This window comes from Sphingopyxis sp. NJF-3 (assembly GCF_053514865.1).
On record NZ_CM130726.1, the window covers coordinates 2,367,112 to 2,385,375 of the forward strand.

Sequence of the window (18,264 nt, forward strand, 5' to 3'; positions counted from 1 at the left end):
AGGCAAGCCCGGCGAACGGGATTATTCGGTGCCGGGTTCGGGTGGTTCGCTGAGCGCGGGCGGGTCGGCCGGATCCGCGCCCGCCGCCTTGGCCGCGCGGTCGGCCTCGGCGATATCGGCGTCCATCGCCTTCGCGCGCGTCTCGATCTCCTTCGCCGCCTTGTCGTAGCGCGTGTCGAAATCGGGTTCGTCCTTGCACGCCGACAGCAGCAGGAGAGGCAGCAGGAGGGCGGCGGCGCGCATCAATAATCCTTGCGATAGCGGATCGAGAGGTTCGACTGGCCCGAACCGCCCGCCTGGCTGAGCAGCGACAGCGCGCGCGACAGGCTGATCTCGAGCTGGGTCGCGGTATAGCCGCGCGCGTCGGTGATCACCTCGAGATAGATGTCGTCCGAAATATACTGCCCCGCCGCGAGCGCGGTGCCGCGGCCCTGCGTGTCGTCGGGCCCCAGGATGCGCAGCCGGTCGATGCCGGTCGCCGACTGGAGCGCGCCCAGAGGGCTGAGCCCCCCGCCCCCGCCGCGCAGCGCATTGAGCGACGAAGCGAGTTGCACCGCCTGCAGCGGCGACAGCGTCGTGATCGAATCGCCGAACAGGATGCGCGAGACGATTTCGTCCTGCGGCAGGCCGGGCACGCTCGAGAAGGCGATCTGCGGGTTCATCGCGCGGCCGGAGACCGAGACGTTGACCGTCACCTCCTCGATCGTGTCGCTCGCGAGCAGGCGGATCGAGGGGTCATAGGCATCGCCGGTCGGGAAGGTCACCTTGCCGTCCTCGAGGTCGAACGAGCGCCCGGCGAAGCCGAGCGTCCCGCGGACGAGGTCGATCTCGCCGGTCACGCGCGGCGCCTCGGTCGTGCCCTTCAGCGTCACGTCGGCCTGCCATTCGGACTCGAGCCCCATGCCGCTGACATAGATCTGGTCGGGCGCGCGCAGGCGGATGTCGAGGCGGATGAGGTCGAACAGGCTGCCGCCGACCGCCGCCAGCCCGTCGCCGCTGATCCGCTGGCGTCCCGCCGGCGGCTTGCGCCGGACGCCGGTGAGCACCGGCACCTGCGCCGCGCCTTCGCGCACGATGCGATAGCGCGTTTCGGGAAGCCGCAGGCTGCCCGAGAGCAGCGCGGCCTGCCCAGCGACCTTTTCGAGCGTCAGATTGCCCGTGGCGCGCGCGCCGATATTGTCGCTGCGGGCAAGCCGCGCATTGTCGAGCGTCGCCGCAATGCTCATCGGATAGCCGTCGGCGGCGGAAAGGCTGACATAGCCGTTCGCCTTGATCGTCCCGTCGCCCGCGGTCGCGGTGAGCTGTTCGATCTCGAGCCGATTGCCGGTGAAGCGGCCGTTCGTCACGATATTGGTGAGCCGCGTTCCATAGGTCAGATTCTCATAGGTCATGCCGTTGCCGCGCACGACGCCGTTGAGGCAGGGGTCAGCGACGCGGCAGCTGAAATCGGCGGCGACCGCGATCGGCCCCGACACGCGCTGCTCGCCGGTGCCGACGAAGGAGAAGAGCGTTTCGGCGGGGCCGTTGTAACGGATGCCGCCTGACAGCGGCGCGGCGCTGAGCCGCGTCGTCCACGCCCCTGCGCCGGGGCCGAGCGGGCGGAGCGAGGCCTGCAGGCGCCCGATCACGCTGCCGCGCTTGCGGATCACAGCGCGCGCCTCGCCGCCGTCGGTGAGCAGCTTGCCCGCGAAATTGATGTCGACGGGCTCGCTGACCGTCGCCGCGGTGGTGCGGGTGAAATTGTCGATCGTCAGCCGCGCGTCGGCGCGCGGGAAGGCGTCGGCGCTCGCCTGCTCGAAGTCGAAGCTGCCGGTCGCGCGGCCGCCGAGCCCCATGTCGGGATAGACCGCGTTGAGCAGCGCCATGTTGACGCGGTCGAGCCGGCTCTGGAGCATGATGCCCTCGCCGAACCGCCCCGCGAGACGCGCGCTGCTGCCGCGGCCGAGGTCGACCGTCGTCGGCAGCAGCTCATAGCCATCGGCGCCGGGGATGATCCGCGCCGGCGAGGTCGTCTTGAACGAGATGCCCGTCGCGCGGCCCTCGACCGAGGCGCGCCAGAGTTCGGGCTGGAGGTCGGCATTCACCGCGACGCGGAACGGGACGCCGCTCACCCCCTCGACCAGCGCCTGCGCCTTGCCGCGCCCGTCCTGATAATCGACCTTCACGCGCCCGACCGCGATGTCGACCTCGCGGATGCGCGTCGAGGCGAGCTGGATGTCGGCGATCACGCGCGGCCGGTCATAGAGGGTGACGTCGGCATCGACGACCGCCGACCCGATCTGGAGCTGCGCGGGGCCGGGCAGCGTGACATTGTTAGCCCGCACGTTGATCGCCGCCGCCTGATATTGTCCATCGGCGCTGAGGCGAACGAGCCCGCCGAGCCCCTGCCCCGTTGCGTCGAGCCTCCCGACGAACGGCCCCGCCTGGCTCTGGACCAGCCGTCCCTGCATCACGATGCCCGATAGATCGGCGCGCTCGACGTCGATCGTCAGCGGCCCGCTCGCGGTGAGCAGCACGACGTCGGCGGAGAGCGGGCCGTAATCGGTGTCGCCCGTCGCGGCGAGCCGATAGCCGTTCGGCGCGCCATTGATCCGCGCCTCGAGATTGGCGAGCCCGATGCCGAGTCCCGGCCGCTCGGCGCGCAGCACCGCGCGCGGATCGCTGATCGTCCCCGCGACCTCGACGCCGAGCGGGCCATAGTCGGTCGAATGCGCGCGCGCGGCGAGCCGGATGCGGCCGTCGGGCGCATAGCTCCCCTGCCCGCCGGTGACGCGGAGCAGCGGCGCGCTGAGCCGGAGGTTCGAGAAGCGGACGATGCCGTCGGTGCCATAGCGCACGTCGGCGCTCGTCACCGCATTGCCGCCGAGCAGGTCGCGCACACCCGAGTTGAAAAGCTGCGTCGAGCGCGCGCGAACCCGCCCGGCGATCGCCCAGCCGCCCCGCGGCTCGGTCTTCAGATCCATCTTCGTATCGATGTTGAACAGGCCGACGCTCTCGATCCGGTAATTGTTGACGCGCCCGTCGATCGCGCCGGTGTAGAAGCCCTTGCCCAGATCGGCGACGATGATGGCCTTGGCGTCGATGCGCGGCGAGCGCAGGCGCAGATTGTCGCTGAGGATGCGGCCGTCGGCATAGGCGAGATCGCCGTCGAGCCGCACCGCGGTCAGCGTGCCGCCCGCGACCGTATCGAGCCCGCGAATACGCGCCGCGCGGCCCGCCACGGGGATCAGGATCTGGTCGGCATCGACGCGCGCCTTGCCCGAAAGGCTCAGCGCCTCGACGACGATGTCGTTGACCGCGAGCGTGCTCGCGTTCGCCTGATATTCGACCGTCGGCAGTCCGAACGCGCCGTTGAGTTTGGCGCTCGCGCGCACGCCGTTGCCGCGCACCGCAGGCGCGACGGCGCCGGGGCGCAGCAACACGAAAGCGAGTTGGAGATCCCGATAGCTGTTGGCGCCGAGATCGACGCCGCCGCTGATCCCGAGCCGGAACGCCTCGGATGAGATGCGCCCGTCGAGGTCGGCCTTGCGCTCGGCAAGGCGCGCCTTGAGGTCGATGTCGGTCTGCGGCCCGAGCAGCGCCGCGGTCGCGCCGGTGAGCAGCCGGGACGGCTGCGCCTGCCCCTTGACCGCGAAATTTCCGTCGCGCGCGGTCAATGCGAGCCGCGCCAGCGGGCTCGCGCCGAGGTTCGCGGTGAGATTGCCGTTCCAGGCCGTCCAGTCGCCGCGCCCGTCGAGCTTCGCGGTCAGCGGCTCCTTGAAGCCGCCCATCGCCGCGAGCACGCCGCCTTCGGGCGCGCGCAGGTCGAGCGTCATCGCAAGCCGGTTCTTCTCGGGCACCGCGTCGAGCAGCAGCTTCAGCGTATCGCCCTTGGCGTTCGCGCCGATCGTTTCGGCATCGGCGGTCACCTGCGCGCGGCGGTCGGCGATCGCGATCTTGCCGCTCAACCGCGCTTCCTGGCGCTCGCCGGCAACGGCGGGGGCAAAGACGATCCGGTCGACCTGCAGCTTCGCGACGTCAATGTCGATATCGGGCAGCAGCGGCTCGCCGGTGTCGGGGACCGGCTTGAATTCGGGCAGGCGCTGGACGTTGATCAGCTTGGACGTCGCCGATCGGACATCGACATGGTTCGACAGAAAGGCGAAGGGGCGCCAGTCTATGCGCAGTTCGGGCGAGGTCAGGAACCGCCCCTTGGGGTCGGACAGCGAAAAATCGCGGACGATCATCTCGCCGTACAGCGACCCGTCGAGCCGGCCGATGCCGATCTTCATCCCGTTTTCGAATTCATATTTCTCGATCTGGGTGACGACGAAGCGCCGCCCGGCGTCGCTGTTGAGCCCGATCAGGAACAGCGCGACGAGCGCGACCAGCCCGAGCAGCGTGATGCCGACCCAGCGCGCGATGCGGCGCGGCCAGGGATTGACGGCGGGGGCGCCGCCGTCCTCGGCCTCGAAGGGCGCGTCGTCCGCCATCAGAAGGCCTGCCCGATCGAGACATAGACGCTGATCTTCGCCTCGCCCGGCTGGCGGTCGATCGGCGTCGCGACGTCAAGGCGCATCGGGCCGAAATTGGTGTAGTAGCGCGCGCCGATCCCCGCGCCGAAGCGCAGGTCGGAGAAGGTCGGGGTCGAACCGCGATAGACCTGGCCCGCGTCGACGAAGCCGACGACGCCGAAATTGCCGAAGCGATAGCGCGCCTCGACCGCCGCCTCGTTGATGCTGCGCCCGCCGATCGGGTCGAGATTGGGATCCTTGGGCCCGAGTTGCTGATAGCCGAAGCCGCGCACCGAACCGCCGCCGCCGGCATAGAAGCGCCGCGATGGCGCCAGCCGCTCGCGCGACGCGCCGAGGATCGACCCGACGCGGACGCGCCCCGCCAGCACGATGCTGTCGGTGACGGGATAATAGCCGCTGACGTCGAGCCGGGTGCGCGCATAGGGGGTGAATTTGCCGCTCAGCGAGCCTTCGGGCTGGACGAGCGCGGTGATCCGGAACCCCTTGGTCGGATCGAGCAGGCTGTCGGTGCGGTCCATCCCGACCTGCCCCGTCAATCCGAGGATATAATAAAGGTCGCGGTCGCGCACCCCGCGCGTGAAGTCGTAATCGTCCTCGCTCGTCGCGATCAGTTCGACGCCATAGGCATAGGTGAATTTCTTCTGCCAGATCGGCGTCGAATCATAGCTGACGCGCGCGGCGAGGCGGCCGGTCAGCGCCTCGAATGCGTTGTAGTTGCTGCGCGACGCCTCGGCGACCAGTTCGAAGGTCCGGTCGCGCTTGCCCGCGTTCGAGCGGCGGAAGGTCGCGCCGATTCCCTGCTCCTGCGTGCCCGCGACGCCGCGGATGATCAGCGCGCCTTCGGGGGGAAACAGGTTGCGGTGGGTCCAGCTCCCTTCGAGCCGGATGCCCTCGCCGGTGCCATAGCCGGCGCTCGCGGCGATCGTGCGCGGCGGGCCGGCGTCCTGCGTCACCAGCATCGTGACATATTCGGTGTCGTCGCCCGCGCTCTCCCCGGTTTTCTGCGGCTCGACCGCGACGGTCGAGAACAGCCCCGTCGCGACGAGCGCCTGGCGCAGGTCGTCGACCTTGCGGCTGTCGTAGAGCTCGCCGCGCTTGAAGCGCGACAGGACTTCGGCATGCTCGACGTCGAAGGCCAGGTCGCCGGTCGTCTCGAACCCGCCAAAGCGCGCGCGCGGGCCGATATCGACGGGCAGCGTGTAATCGCCGCCGCCGGTCGCGCCGTCGAGCAATATGTCGCGCTGGCCGATCTTGGCGAAGGGATAGCCCTCTTCGGGCAGCTTGAGCGCGATCGCCGCCTCGGCGCCCTGCACGCGCTCGGCGACGATCGGCTCGCCGACGCTGAGCGGAAAATTATCCTCGATCAGTTTCGGCGGGACGGTCGGCTTGGCGTCGATGGCAATGCTGGAAAAGGTGTAGCGCTGGCCCGGCGTCACGTCGATGATCGCGATGATGGGACCGCGCCGCCGTCGCGACCCGCTCTCACCGCCCGTTGCGGGGGCGGCGTCCTCGGCGCGCGGCGTCCGGTCGATCCGCGTTTCGACCTTAGCGTCATAATAGCCTTCGGATGCCAGGATGCGCTGCATCAGCTCGGCATCGGCCGACAGCCGTGCGCGGACCATCGCCCCGTTTTCGGCCTTGCCGTCGCCGTCGTAGAGCGCCGAAAGGTCGCCGAACAGATCGGCCAGGTCGACGTCGGTGGTCGCATCCGCACCTTCGAGGCCGTTGACCTGGACCGTATATTCGATGGTCCGATGCGCGTCGGCATCCTCGGGCTCGGCGAACTCGACCGGCTCGACGTTGAAATTTTCGAGGGCCGGAAGCGGCGCGGCGAGCTCGCTGTCGGTGATCGGCGCGTCGCCGATCGGTTCGGCGGCATCGCCGTCGGCAAGCGCGGGGACGGGCGTGCCATCGATCGTCGGCGGCTGCGCGCCATCGGCGCCGGCCTTCGCATCCGCGGCACGGGCGGCCGCCTGGCGCCGCTCGAACTCGGCGATCGATTCGAGCGGACGGTCGAGTTCGGGGTCGTCCTCGGCGCTGATCGACGGGATCGCATCCTTGAACTCGTCGTCGCCGATGATCGGCGCGACCTCGGGCAGTTGCACGTCGGGCGGCGGCGGGGTGGGCACGGCGATGCCTTCCTGCGCGTCCGCGGCGGGCTTTTCCTCCTGGCTTTCGGCAGCCGGCGGCGGCATCGGGGCCGGCGTCGCCTGCAGCGCCAGCGCGGGCCCCGCCCAGCCGATCGCGAAAAGCGAGGCGGACAGAATCAGCCGAGGGTGCGGGCGCCACGCCCGCCCGCGTTTCAATAAGCGAGGATTTTCAGAATTTTGCATCTGTGAACAGCCGATGCGCACTTGTGGCTTGCGCCGCGGCGGCGTGCAAGGCGATTTTGCCGGGGAAGGGTCGCACGAAACCGGCATTTGCGATGAAATCCCCCTGACAGGACCGTGCAATCACTCAAGGGGGCAACGAGCCGGCCGGCGTCAGGTTCCGCAGAAGGTCGTGTAGGGGCCGAAGTCGTTGGGGGCGGGACCGGCGAACTCCTCCCAGCCGGGGCGCTCGGCATAGGGGTGCTGAACGACGTCGAGCAGCCGGAGCCACGGCGCCATGTCGCCCGCCTCGGCCGCAGCGAGCGCCGCCTCGACCTGATGGTTGCGCGGGATATAGAGCGGGTTCACCGCATCCATCGCCGCCGCGCGCTCGATCGGCCCCACGGGTTCGCTTTCGAGCCGCGCCCACCAGCCGGCGATCCACGGCGCCATCGCGTCGGGCTGGGGCAGCAGCGCGTCCATCGGCGCCCCGTCGCCGCGCAGCAGCATGGCGAGCGCGCGGAAGAATCCGGTGAAATCGACGCCATGGCGCTCGAGTTCGACGAACAAGCCGTCGATCAGTTCGGAATCGGCCTGGTCGGCCTTCGCAAGCCCGAGCTTCGCGCGCATCCGTTCGAACCAGGCGAGGCGGAAGCGGTCGGGGATAGCGGTGACCAGTTCTTTCGCGCGATCGACATCGGCGGGATCGACCGCATGGACCGCCGGCAGCAGCGCCTCAGCGAAGCGCGCCATGTTCCAGTGCATGATCTGCGGCTGGCGTCCGTAGGAATAGCGGCCGTTGGCGTCGATCGAACTGAACACGGTGTTGACCGAAAAACGGTCCATGAAGGCACAGGGACCATAGTCGATCGTCTCGCCGCTGATCGCGACATTGTCGGTGTTCATCACGCCATGGATGAAGCCGACCCCCGCCCAATGCGCGATCAGCGCGCATTGCAGGTCGATGACCCGGTCGAGCAGCGCGAGATGCGGATTGGGCGCGTCGACCAGCTCGGAAAAGTGACGCCGGATCGCATAGTCCGAAAGCTGGACGACATGTTCCGCCCCGAAATGCGCGGCGAAGAACTGGAAGGTCCCGACCCGGATATGGCTGCTCGCGACGCGCGTCAGCACCGCGCCCGGATGCGCGCGCTCGCGCTGGACGCGATCGCCGGTCGCGACCGCCGCGAGCGAGCGCGTCGTCGGCACACGCATGGCGGCCATCGCCTCGGACACCAGATATTCGCGCAGCACCGGGCCGATCGCCGCCTTGCCGTCGCCGTTGCGCGAAAAGGCGGTCGGCCCCGAACCCTTGAGCTGGATATCGAAACGCGCGCCATCAGGCGCGACGACCTCTCCCAAAAGCAGCGCGCGGCCGTCGCCGAGCTGCGGCGAGAAATGGCCGAACTGATGCCCCGCATAGGCAAGCGCGAGCGGATCGGCGCCCGCAGGCAGTTCGGCGCCCGAGAAAAGACGCGCCAGTTCCGCATCGCCAGTGTCCGCGACGTCGAGCCCCAACCGCGCGGCGAGCGCGTGGTTGAACATCAGCATTCGCGGCGCGGAAGGCGGCGCGGCCTCGGCGGGCGCGTAGAAGCCTTCCATCGTCGAGTGGAAACTATTGTCGAAGGCGATATCCATGCGGTACTCCCGGTTCGGCGCCTATGTCGAGCCTCGCCCCATCGATTGCAAGTTGGCGATTGCGGCGCGCCTGCGCTTTTGCTAGCGGCCCGCCTCGTGACCTCGGGTTGCCCTTTATCGGGCATGAAAAGGGAAGTCCGGTATCCAATCCGGCGCTGCCCCCCGCCGAAAAGCGCGCATCTGAGACATATTGGCTCATTGTCATTTAACCCGAACTTCCTATCTTGAGCCCAAGAGTCGCGGCGTTTCGCGACGATCTCGAAAGATTCCGCATGCAGGACGACAAGGAACCGCAGGGCAATCCCTGGATGAAGAGCGTGATGATCTGGAGCGGCATCCTGCTCGCCATGCTCCTCGTCGCCTCGATGTTCGGCGGCGCGACGCAGCCCGCGGGCAACGCCCTCGCCTATTCCGAATTCCGGCAGAAGGTCGAGGACGGGAGCGTCAAGTCGGTCGTCTTGTCCGAGGACCGCGTCACCGGCGAGCTGTCGAACGGCGACCGCTTCACCGCCAATCTCGTCCGCGATCCCGAGCTTTTGAAGCTGCTGAACGAGAAGAACGTCAAATATGAGGGCAAGCCGACCGAGGTTCCGAATTTCTGGATGTATCTGCTCGTCCAGTCGTTGCCCTTCCTGCTGATCATCGGCATCGCCTTCTTCGTCTTCCGCCAGGTGCAGAAGAACAATGGTTCGGGCGCGATGGGCTTTGGCAAATCGCGCGCGAAGATGCTGACCGAAAAGCAGGGCCGCGTGACCTTTGACGACGTCGCCGGCATCGACGAGGCGCGCGAGGAGCTGGAGGAAATCGTCGAGTTCCTGAAGGATCCGACCAAATTCTCGAAGCTCGGCGGCCAGATTCCCAAGGGCGCGCTGCTCGTCGGCTCGCCCGGCACCGGCAAGACGCTGCTCGCCCGCGCGATCGCGGGTGAAGCGGGCGTGCCCTTCTTCACCATTTCGGGCTCGGACTTCGTCGAAATGTTCGTCGGTGTGGGTGCATCGCGCGTCCGCGACATGTTCGAACAGGCGAAGCGCAACGCGCCGTGCATCGTCTTCATCGACGAAATCGACGCGGTCGGTCGCCATCGTGGCGCCGGGCTTGGCAACGGCAACGACGAGCGCGAACAGACGCTCAACCAGCTGCTGGTCGAAATGGACGGCTTCGAGGCCAACGAGGGCATCATCATCGTCGCGGCGACCAACCGCCCCGACGTGCTCGACCCCGCGCTGCTGCGTCCGGGCCGCTTCGACCGCCAGGTCGTCGTGCCGCGCCCCGACATCGAGGGCCGTCAGAAGATCCTCGAGGTCCACACGCGCAAGAAGCCGCTCGCGCCCGACGTCGACCTCCGCCGCATCGCGCGCGGCACCCCGGGCTTTTCGGGCGCCGACCTCGCGAACCTCGCCAACGAGGCGGCGCTGCTCGCCGCGCGCAAGGGCAAGCGCCTGATCGCGTCGAACGAGTTCGAGGAAGCGAAGGACAAGGTCATGATGGGCGCCGAGCGCCGCTCGATGGTGATGACCGAGGACGAGAAGAAGGCGACCGCCTATCACGAAGCCGGCCACGCGCTCGTTTCGCTGCACGTCGAGCATAACGACCCGCTGCACAAGGTCACGATCATCCCGCGCGGGCGCGCGCTGGGCGTGACGTGGAATCTGCCCGAGCGCGACCGCTATTCGCAGAATATGAAGCAGATGAAGGCGCGCCTCGCGCTCTGCTTCGGCGGCCGCATCGCCGAGCAGCTCATCTACGGCAAGGACGAACTCAACACCGGCGCGTCGAACGACATCCAGCAGGCGACCGACATGGCGCGCGCGATGGTCATGGAATATGGCATGTCCGAAAAGCTCGGCTGGCTGCGCTATCGCGACAATCAGGACGAGGTGTTCCTCGGCCACAGCGTGTCGCGCGCGCAGAACATGTCCGAGGAGACCGCGAAGCTGATCGACGCCGAGGTCCGCCGCCTCGTCGAGGAAGGCGAAAAGGTCGCGCGCAAGGTGCTCACCGACCATCTCGACGAGCTCCACCTGCTCGCGGGCGCGCTGCTCGAATATGAGACGCTGTCGGGCGAGGAAGCCAAGCGCGCGATCAGGGGCGAGGACATCGGCCGCGAGGACGATCAGGGCAAGCACGGCGCCCCCGTCCAGGGCCACGCCGGCGGCCTGCCCCAGATCAAGCGCAAGCCGCGACCCTTCGGCGACGCCAATCCGCAAGGCGTCTGACGGCCCGTCCGCCGCATGGTCACGGGGGATATCGCGCGCATCGGCCCTGCCCTGCTCGCCGGGCTGCTGCTCTGCGGCATGGCGCCGGGCGACATGAGCGTCGCCGCCTTCCTCGCGCGCTCCGACGCGATCCTGCGTTTCGGACCGCTCGCGATGGCGACCCCCGAGGCGAGCCGGCTGAAGGGCGAGGTCGTCGCGACCGCCAGACGCTACAAGGCGCGGATCGACGCCGAGCGCCGCGCGGGCCGCAGGACGACGAGCTGCCCGCCCGAAAGCGGTACGCTGACCCCCGAACAATGGCTCGCGCATCTGCGCAGCTATCCCGCGAGCCGGCGCCGGGCGGTGTCGATCTATACCGCCTTCGACGCGCTGATGAAAAAGCGCTATCCCTGCCCGGCATAATGCGCCAACGCATGGATGTATGACGATCTATTGCGATGAATCGGGCGGGCTCAACGCGGGGGCGATGACCTTTTCCGCCGTAATGCTGACCCCCGAGGCCGCGGCGTCGATCCACGCACGCTTCCGCGCCGTCACCGGGCTTCGCGGCGAACTCAAGGGCAGCCGGATCAGCCTGACCGAGCGCGCCTATCTGCTCGAACTCTTCGACCGCGCCGGCGGCCGCGCCTGGGTCGCGGTGGCGCAAAGCACGAAGATTCAACCGAACGCGAACGGCACCGCGCCGACCGACCTCGCGCTTTATGCCGCACTGCTCGACACCGCGGTCGGCCACTGGCTGCCCGAGACGGGCGGCGTGTGCACCGACGTGGTGATCGACGACGGCCGCTACGACCCCGCGATCCTCGGCCGCGTCCGCGACACGATCCAGGCCGGCCTCGCCGGCTGGGGCCGCGCCTCGCTCGCCGACAGCCGCCGCAGCGACGGAGTGCAGATCGCCGACGTCATCGCGAACAGCCTCTACAATATCACCGTCCATTCGGCCCGCGCGCGCCGCATCGGCATCATCCTCGAACCGATGCTCGCCTCGAAGGCGATCCGCATCGCGGAGCTGACGCGACTACCCTGACCTTCGAAGGCCGGCAGCTGCGTTCAGTGCACATGCCGCAGCTTGTCGGGGTTGCGCATCACATAGATGGCGGTGACCTTGCCATCCTCGATCTCGAGCGCGGTGGTCTGAAGCTCGTCGTCGGCTTCGCGGGTGACGAAGCCCGGGAGGCCGTTGATCGTGCCGGTGTGAACGAGCGTCGAGCCATATTTGCCGAACAGCACCGCGAGGCTGCGATGCAGCTTCATCACGATATCGAAGCCGAGAACGGGCTCCATCGCCGCGGGCCGCTTGCCGCCGCCGTCGGACCACATGCCGACATCGGCGGCAAGCAGCGCGCCGAGCGCGCTCATGTCGCCGCTGCGCGAGGCCGCAAAGAAGGCGTTGGCGATTTCGAGACCCTGTTCTTTCTCCAGCTTGTAGCGCGGACGCGCCTCACGGACGTGGGTGCGGGCGCGCGCCGCGAGCTGGCGCGTCGCGGCGGCATCGCGGCCGATCGTCGTCGCGACCTCGTCGAAGCCCACGCCGAACACGTCGTGCAACAGAAAAGCGGCGCGTTCGAGCGGGGAGAGCCGTTCGAGCGCGAGCATCAGCGGCAGGGTGACGTCATCCTCTTCCTCCTCCTCGATCAGCGGGTCGGGAAGCCAGGGGCCGATATAGGTCTCGCGCGCGCGCCGCGCCGATTTCAATTGATCGAGGCAAAGCCGCGTCACCGTCCGGCGCAGGAAGGCCGCGGGCTCGCGCACCGCGTCGCGGTCGGCGGCGAGCCAGCGGAGAAAGGCGTCCTGCACCACATCCTCGGCATCGGCGACCGAGCCGAGCATGCGGTAGGCGACGCGGGTGAGCAGCGGACGCAGCGGGTCGAAACTCGCCGCCGCGTCCGCCGGATCAGGGGCGCCGTGCGGCGTCATCAGGCGGCTTTCGCCGGCGCGCCGCCTTCGTACCAGAGATCGAAGCCCACCGCGATGCGGTTCCAGCCATTGATGACGTTGATCATCACGGTCAGGTTCATCTGCTCCTCCGCGGTGAAATGCTCGTCGAGAGCGGCGCGCGCCTCGGCCTGTGTGTGCCCTTGCGACAGGCGGGTCAAGGCATCGACCCAGGCGAGCGCGGCGCGCTCGCGCGGGGTGTAGACCGGCGCTTCGTGCCAGGCGGCGAGCAGGTAGATACGCTGCTCGGTTTCGCCCTGCGCGCGGGCGTCGGCGGTGTGCATGTTGATGCAGTTGGCGCAGCCGTTGAGGATCGACGAGCGGATCTTCACCAGTTCGATCAGGCTCTTTTCGAGGCTCTTTTCGGCCGCGAGGCTGACCGCCATCCATTGTTTCATCAGCTGGGGTGAGGCTGCGAAGGGATCGGTAACCTTGGTCATGTCGTGTCTCCTTGATTGGGGTTGTACAAGCATGACGAGGCAGCGGCGGCGGATGTGACATGCGCTGCGAAAAAAATGGGATGCCTACCGCGATTTTCCTGTGACGCAACGCCAAGTCACTGGAAACGCATCGTTTCGGATAATGCGCTTTGACGGGCTAGAAAGCTGCACTAGCATCGCTTCGTCTTTCGACAGGAGGGGAATGATCATGAAGTTTCTCGATGGTTTCGGCGAACAGGCCTATGCGTTGCTGCGGATCGTGGCGGGGCTCTTGTTCCTCGCGCACGGCGTGCAGAAATTCTTCAATTTTCCCACGGCATTTCCGATGCCGCTCAACCCGATGCTGCAGGCCGCCGGCGCGATCGAACTGATCGCGGGCGCGTTGATCGTCCTTGGCCTCTTCGCCCGCCCCGCGGCCTTCGTCGCCAGCGGCATGGCGGCGGTCGGTTACTGGATGGTGCACGGCAGCAAGGGCCTCTATCCGATCGCCAACGGCGGCGAGACGATCGTCCTCTACTGCTTCCTCTTCCTGTTCATCGCGACGCGCGGCGCCGGAATCTGGAGCGTCGACGGCGCGCGCTCGAAGCCAGCCTGAAAAAATAGGGGGCGGCTCTTTCGAACCGCCCCCAGTTGCGGGCTTCACATGGTGAAGTCGGTCAGAGCTTGCGCGTGTTGGTTTCGATCAGCTTCTTCGCCTCGGCGATCGCCTTGGCGGTCGTCAGCTTGCCGTCCTGGACCTCGTCGGCCATTTCGAGCAGGCGGCCGCTGATCACAGTGCCGGTATCGGCCTTTTCCTCGATCGCGATACCGCCCTTTGTCGCGGCGACGCGATCCCATTCGGCGCGCACCGCGGCCCAATAATCCTTCGTCGCGGCCCAATAATCGTCGGCCGCCTTCACGTCATACTGGTCGTGCTTGATATAGGTATTGAGAACATATTCCTGGACGATCGGGACGAGCTTCCCGTCCTTGATCCCCATCTTGGTATTGTCCTGCCAGTGGATCCAGCCGTCAGGCGTCGGCTGGTGGCGGTTGATCGAATAATAGCGATCGTAGACGGGGCTGCGGACGGCATCGCGGCGCGCGAGCGGGCGCCAGGTCCAGTTGGAGCGCCAGCGACGAATGCCGGCCTGCGTCTCGAACTGGCCCCAGCCGCCGTAGCGCGGGCTATCGTCGACCTGATACACCGTCTGCGACCAGCGGCCGGTGCGCATCTTTTCGGGGACGTCTTCCCATGTCCACTGATTGCGATCCGAGTAGACGAGCACCCTGCCCGGTTCATATTCCCAATCCTGCCGCCAATGCTTGATGACGAAGCTCTCGCCATCGTCGCCGGTGATGACGAGCATGTGCTGGAGCACGATCTTGCGCCCCGTGTCCTCGATCACGCGGACGACCTCGTTGCCGCCCGACCTTTTGGGCTCGAGCACTTCGTAATCGGGGTCCCAGCGCGTCGATTCCTGCATGTTGAAGCCGACGTGATAATTGCCCGCCATCGCGAGGATGTCGGCGCGGTCCTGTTCGAACTGCGCGGCAGCTTGCGCGGCGGCGATCGGCGGATGCGCCGATGCTGCGAAGGGCAGCGCGGCGGTGAGCAGCAGCGCGGCGGCGATCGAGCGAAAGCGGGTCATGGGCAGTCCTTTTTGGTCAGAAGCGGAAGCTGAGCGAGACGCTCGCGTTGCGGCCAGGCTGGGTGTAGGCGTCGGTCACCGTCGAGGTCGACGCAAGGCCACGCACGTCGCTCCACCAGGCATATTTCTCGTCGAGGATGTTGAAGACGCCGGCGCGCAGCGTCAGTCCCTCGACCAGCCGCACGAAGGCGGTCGCGTCGAGGATGGTGAAGCCGTCCGGCCGGAAGCATTCGGGGCTGCACAGGCCATCGGTTCGCGATGCTTCCTTGCGCGCGCTGTGCGTCATGATGATCTGGCCGCCAAAGCGCCCGCTCGTCGGCTCGCGCCAGCCGACGCCAGCGACGAGCTTCAGCGGATCGATCGTCGCCAGCGGCACCCGGCTGCCGTCGGGCAATATCTCGCTGCCCTTCGCATAGGATAGGGCGAGCGTCGCATATAGGCCGGACGACGCCCGCCCCTCGAACCGCGCCTCGGCCCCCTGAACCCTGGCGCGATCGAGATTGACGAACTGATAGACGGCGGGGTCGGCGGGCGTGAAGCTGCCGCTGACCACCTCCTGGCTGATGAAATCCTTGTAGCGCGCCGTGAAGGCGGTGAGGTCGAGGCTGACATGATCGCTCGAGAAGCGGATGCCGCCCTCGAAGCTCTCGCTGCGCTCGGGCCCGAGGTCGGGGTTGGGCGCCGACGTATAACCGAAGGCGAGATTTTCGAAGAACTGGTTGACCTGTCCCGGCTCGGGCGCCTTGAAGCCGGTCGCATAATTGGCGAACAGCCGCACCTGGTCGGTCAGTTTCCACACCGCGCCGAACTTGGGCGAGAGGCGCGATCCGTCCTGGCTTGCGCCGGAGAAAGCAGGAAGCAGCGGGTCGTTCCGCGCCGACAGATCGTACCAGTCGAAACGCAGCGCCGGATAGAGGATCAGCCGCCCGTCCGCGATCGAGATCTCGTCGCCGGCGAACAGCCCGCCGCGCGTGAAGTCGGTGGTCGGAAAGGCGCGGGTCGGAAACACCTCGCCCGCGGGCGGTACCGTGCCGTCGCGCAGTCCATTCTGGCGCGTCTTGCTGATGTCGCCGCCGAAGACGAGGCGATGCGCGAGCGGGCCGGTCGCGAAATCGGCCCGCGCGTCGGCCGAGGCGCCGATAACGCGGTTCTCGAAGGTATTGAGGCGGGTGCGGTCGGCGGCCGGGGTGCGGTCTTCCTCGGTATATTGGCGATCCTCGCCATCCTGCCAGTAGAGGGCGACGCGCGCGAAATCGATCGCTCCCTCGCCTTCCCAGCTCCAGTCGAGCGAGACGCGCTTGCGTTCACCGCTGTCGAAGCCCTCGAGCCGGTCGACGGTGCCGCTGAGCCCGGTCAGCCCGTTCGTGTAGAGATGCGTGTCGAGATATTCACCGGTGAGGCGCAGCTTATGGCCGTTCGCGGGATCGTAAACGAGGCGCGCGAGCGCGGCGTTGGAGCGACCGTCCTGCGGGTTGGGCTCGGTGCGCGCGGCTCCGATGCCGCCGACCGTCCCCTTGTTGTCGAGTTCCTGCCAGTCGCGGCGGGTATAGGCGCCCATGATCGACCAGCCGCCGCTGCGCCCGGCGAGAATCGCGGTTTCGCTGAACTCGTCGTCGGCGCTCGCATAAGCGGCGCGGAGCAGCCCCCCGACGCTCTTTCCGTTCCCGAGAAAATCGACCGGATCGGCGGTGATGAAGCTGACCGCGCCCGCAAGACCATCGCTGCCGTAGAGCGCCGACGAGGGGCCGCGCAAGATCTCGACCGACTTGATGAGGCCGAGGTCGACATAGTCGCCGCGCCCCGCGGCCTGCGCGCCGAAGCTGAAGCCGTCGGGGACACGGACGCCGTCGACCTGGATCAGCACGCGGTTGCCGCCGATGCCGCGAATGTTGAAGCTGTCGTTCCCCGCCCGCCCCGTCGCGCCGAGCGCGGCGCCGAAGCGCGCGGGCTGGCGCTGGACGCTGACACCGGGCTCGAAACGCACGAGGTCGCGGATGTCGGTGACGAGTTCGTCGGCGATCTGCTCGTCGCTCTTGACCGATATGGTGACCGGCAGGTCTTCGGCTTTTGCCGGCGTGCGCGTCGCGGTGACGACGATGCGGTTCTTGAGGCCGACCCAATATTCGCCGTCATTGTCCTGCGCGGCGGCCGGCTGAGCGATCGTGGCGAGCGCAAGGCCCAGCGCGCTGCCTGTGACGAGGCGCAGGCTGAACGGCGCACGATGGATGGTCAATTGTCTTCCCCTGCTTGATTGCGAGTGAGTCGCAATAGCGGCGCTCTAAGCAGGTCAAATCCAGAGGGTCAAGATGCTATTGAGAATCGTTCTCGAAAAATATGCAGAGCGGAAGACGGTCGTCATTGCGAGCGCAGCGAAGCCATCCAGATCGGCCTGCTATGCCCTGGATCGCTTCGCGTAGTTCATCCCGAGCGCCTGCAAGGCTGTCGAAGGGCTCGCAATGAGGCTATGGGATCGCGCTGCGCGCTAGGCCCCCGGCCCTTCATAGGCTTCGACGATCCGCCCGACGATCGGGTGGCGGACGACGTCGGCGGCGGTAAAGCGGCTGACGTTGATGCCCTCGACGCCCTCCAGTCGCGCAACCGCGTCGGCGAGGCCCGACGTGGCCGGGAGCGGCAGGTCGACCTGCTTGGGGTCGCCGCAAATCACCATGCGGCTGTTCATGCCAAAGCGGGTGAGGAACATCTTCATCTGCGGGATCGTCGTGTTCTGCGCTTCGTCGAGGATGATGAAGGCGTCGGCGAGCGTACGCCCGCGCATGAAGGCGAGCGGCGCGATCTCGATCTCGCCGCTCGCGATGCGGCGCTCGACCTGTTCGGCGGGCAAACAATCGTGGAGCGCGTCGTAGAGCGGGCGCAGATAGGGATCGACCTTTTCCTTCATGTCGCCGGGCAGGAAGCCGAGTTTCTCGCCCGCCTCGACCGCCGGACGCGAGAGGATCAGGCGCTGGACGCTGCCGGTGATGAGCTGCGCGACCGCCTGCGCGACCGCAAGATAGGTCTTGCCCGTGCCCGCCGGGCCGAGCGCGAAGATCACCTCGTCGCGCGCGAGCGCCTGCATATAGGGGACCTGCGACGGCGCGCGCGGAACGATCGTCTTCTTGCGCGTGCGGATCATGACCGGCGGCGCTTCGCTGGCGTCGTGGCGGATGATGCCCGCGAGCGTCGGCTGCGCCGACATCGCGATCACTCCGTCGACGAGCCCTGCGTCGACCTCCTGCCCCTGTTCGATGCGGTTGTAAAGTTCGGTGAGCACGTCGCGCGCGCGCGCCGCGGCCTCCGCCTCGCCCTCGATCTGCACGCGGTTTCCGCGCGCCGAAATATAGACGCCAAGGCGGTTCTCGATCGCGACGAGATTGCGGTCGAACTCGCCGAAGAGGATGCCCAGGAGCTGCGTTCGCTCGAACTCCGCGGTCAATCGGACGCGGTCGCCGGGTTCGGCGGGAGTTGCGGCGGTCAGCGGGCGTTTGGACACGTGGGCAGGGCTCCTAGGCTAAAGGCATAAACTGTGTACTCCCGCGAAAGCGGGAGTCCAGAGTGGGACATTCGTGCTGCGACGCTCTGGG

13 protein-coding genes are annotated in these 18,264 nt (G+C 67.6%); 4 read left to right on the forward strand and 9 right to left on the reverse strand.

The window, feature by feature from the left end; genetic code table 11:
• Window positions 1–21: 21 nt before the first annotated feature.
• The 4 genes from ACOTSS_RS11580 to ACOTSS_RS11595 form a co-directional block, all read right to left on the reverse strand.
• Window positions 22–243 (reverse strand): hypothetical protein, encoded by a 222-nt coding sequence (locus ACOTSS_RS11580; protein ID WP_448688308.1) that lies wholly within the window; start codon window positions 241–243, stop codon window positions 22–24.
• Window positions 243–4,472 carry a translocation/assembly module TamB domain-containing protein gene (locus tag ACOTSS_RS11585; protein WP_448688309.1) on the reverse strand — a complete coding sequence of 1,410 codons (4,230 nt, stop codon included), beginning with the start codon at window positions 4,470–4,472 and terminating at the stop codon, window positions 243–245. Before ACOTSS_RS11585 ends, ACOTSS_RS11580 begins: the two co-directional genes overlap by 1 nt.
• Window positions 4,472–6,709: a BamA/TamA family outer membrane protein gene (locus ACOTSS_RS11590; RefSeq protein WP_448691336.1), complete on the reverse strand. Its 2,238-nt coding sequence runs from the start codon at window positions 6,707–6,709 to the stop codon at window positions 4,472–4,474. The genes ACOTSS_RS11585 and ACOTSS_RS11590 overlap by 1 nt, the downstream gene beginning before the upstream one ends.
• A 288-nt stretch (window positions 6,710–6,997) precedes the next feature.
• Entirely contained in the window at window positions 6,998–8,461 is a 1,464-nt protein-coding gene (locus ACOTSS_RS11595; protein WP_448688310.1) for a protein adenylyltransferase SelO, read from the reverse strand.
• A gap of 272 nt (window positions 8,462–8,733) precedes the next feature.
• On the opposite strand from ACOTSS_RS11595, the gene ftsH reads away from it, so the two are divergent.
• Genes ftsH through ACOTSS_RS11610 form a run of 3 tightly spaced genes read left to right on the forward strand, consistent with a single transcriptional unit; the run spans window position 8,734 to window position 11,704 of the window.
• Window positions 8,734–10,677, forward strand: a complete 1,944-nt coding sequence (gene ftsH / locus ACOTSS_RS11600; protein ID WP_448688311.1) for an ATP-dependent zinc metalloprotease FtsH — start codon at window positions 8,734–8,736, stop codon at window positions 10,675–10,677.
• Between the two features lie 15 nt (window positions 10,678–10,692).
• Window positions 10,693–11,079 (forward strand): hypothetical protein, encoded by a 387-nt coding sequence (locus tag ACOTSS_RS11605; protein ID WP_448688312.1) that lies wholly within the window; start codon window positions 10,693–10,695, stop codon window positions 11,077–11,079.
• Window positions 11,080–11,098: 19 nt separating this feature from the next.
• Window positions 11,099–11,704, forward strand: a complete 606-nt coding sequence (locus ACOTSS_RS11610; RefSeq protein ID WP_448688313.1) for a DUF3800 domain-containing protein — start codon at window positions 11,099–11,101, stop codon at window positions 11,702–11,704.
• 23 nt (window positions 11,705–11,727) lie between these two features.
• Here the strand turns inward: ACOTSS_RS11610 and ACOTSS_RS11615 are convergent, their stop codons facing one another.
• Both ACOTSS_RS11615 and ACOTSS_RS11620 read right to left on the reverse strand, forming a co-directional pair.
• Entirely contained in the window at window positions 11,728–12,594 is an 867-nt protein-coding gene (locus ACOTSS_RS11615; RefSeq protein WP_448688314.1) for a sigma-70 family RNA polymerase sigma factor, read from the reverse strand.
• Window positions 12,594–13,052, reverse strand: a complete 459-nt coding sequence (locus ACOTSS_RS11620; RefSeq protein WP_448688315.1) for a carboxymuconolactone decarboxylase family protein — start codon at window positions 13,050–13,052, stop codon at window positions 12,594–12,596. Before ACOTSS_RS11620 ends, ACOTSS_RS11615 begins: the two co-directional genes overlap by 1 nt.
• A 208-nt stretch (window positions 13,053–13,260) precedes the next feature.
• Here ACOTSS_RS11620 and ACOTSS_RS11625 point away from each other — a divergent pair, with 208 nt between their 5' ends.
• The gene (locus ACOTSS_RS11625) at window positions 13,261–13,647 is read left to right on the forward strand and encodes a DoxX family protein (RefSeq protein ID WP_448688316.1); all 387 of its coding nucleotides are present in this window, start codon (window positions 13,261–13,263) and stop codon (window positions 13,645–13,647) included.
• A gap of 61 nt (window positions 13,648–13,708) precedes the next feature.
• Here ACOTSS_RS11625 and ACOTSS_RS11630 read toward each other — a convergent pair whose 3' ends face one another.
• The 3 genes from ACOTSS_RS11630 to ACOTSS_RS11640 all read right to left on the reverse strand — a co-directional run bounded on the left by ACOTSS_RS11630 (window position 13,709) and on the right by ACOTSS_RS11640 (window position 18,173).
• Window positions 13,709–14,683: a DUF6607 family protein gene (locus ACOTSS_RS11630; RefSeq protein ID WP_448688317.1), complete on the reverse strand. Its 975-nt coding sequence runs from the start codon at window positions 14,681–14,683 to the stop codon at window positions 13,709–13,711.
• 16 nt (window positions 14,684–14,699) lie between these two features.
• Window positions 14,700–16,916: a TonB-dependent hemoglobin/transferrin/lactoferrin family receptor gene (locus tag ACOTSS_RS11635; RefSeq protein ID WP_448688318.1), complete on the reverse strand. Its 2,217-nt coding sequence runs from the start codon at window positions 16,914–16,916 to the stop codon at window positions 14,700–14,702.
• Between the two features lie 249 nt (window positions 16,917–17,165).
• The gene (locus tag ACOTSS_RS11640) at window positions 17,166–18,173 is read right to left on the reverse strand and encodes a PhoH family protein (RefSeq protein ID WP_095388817.1); all 1,008 of its coding nucleotides are present in this window, start codon (window positions 18,171–18,173) and stop codon (window positions 17,166–17,168) included.
• Between the last annotated feature and the right edge of the window lie 91 nt (window positions 18,174–18,264).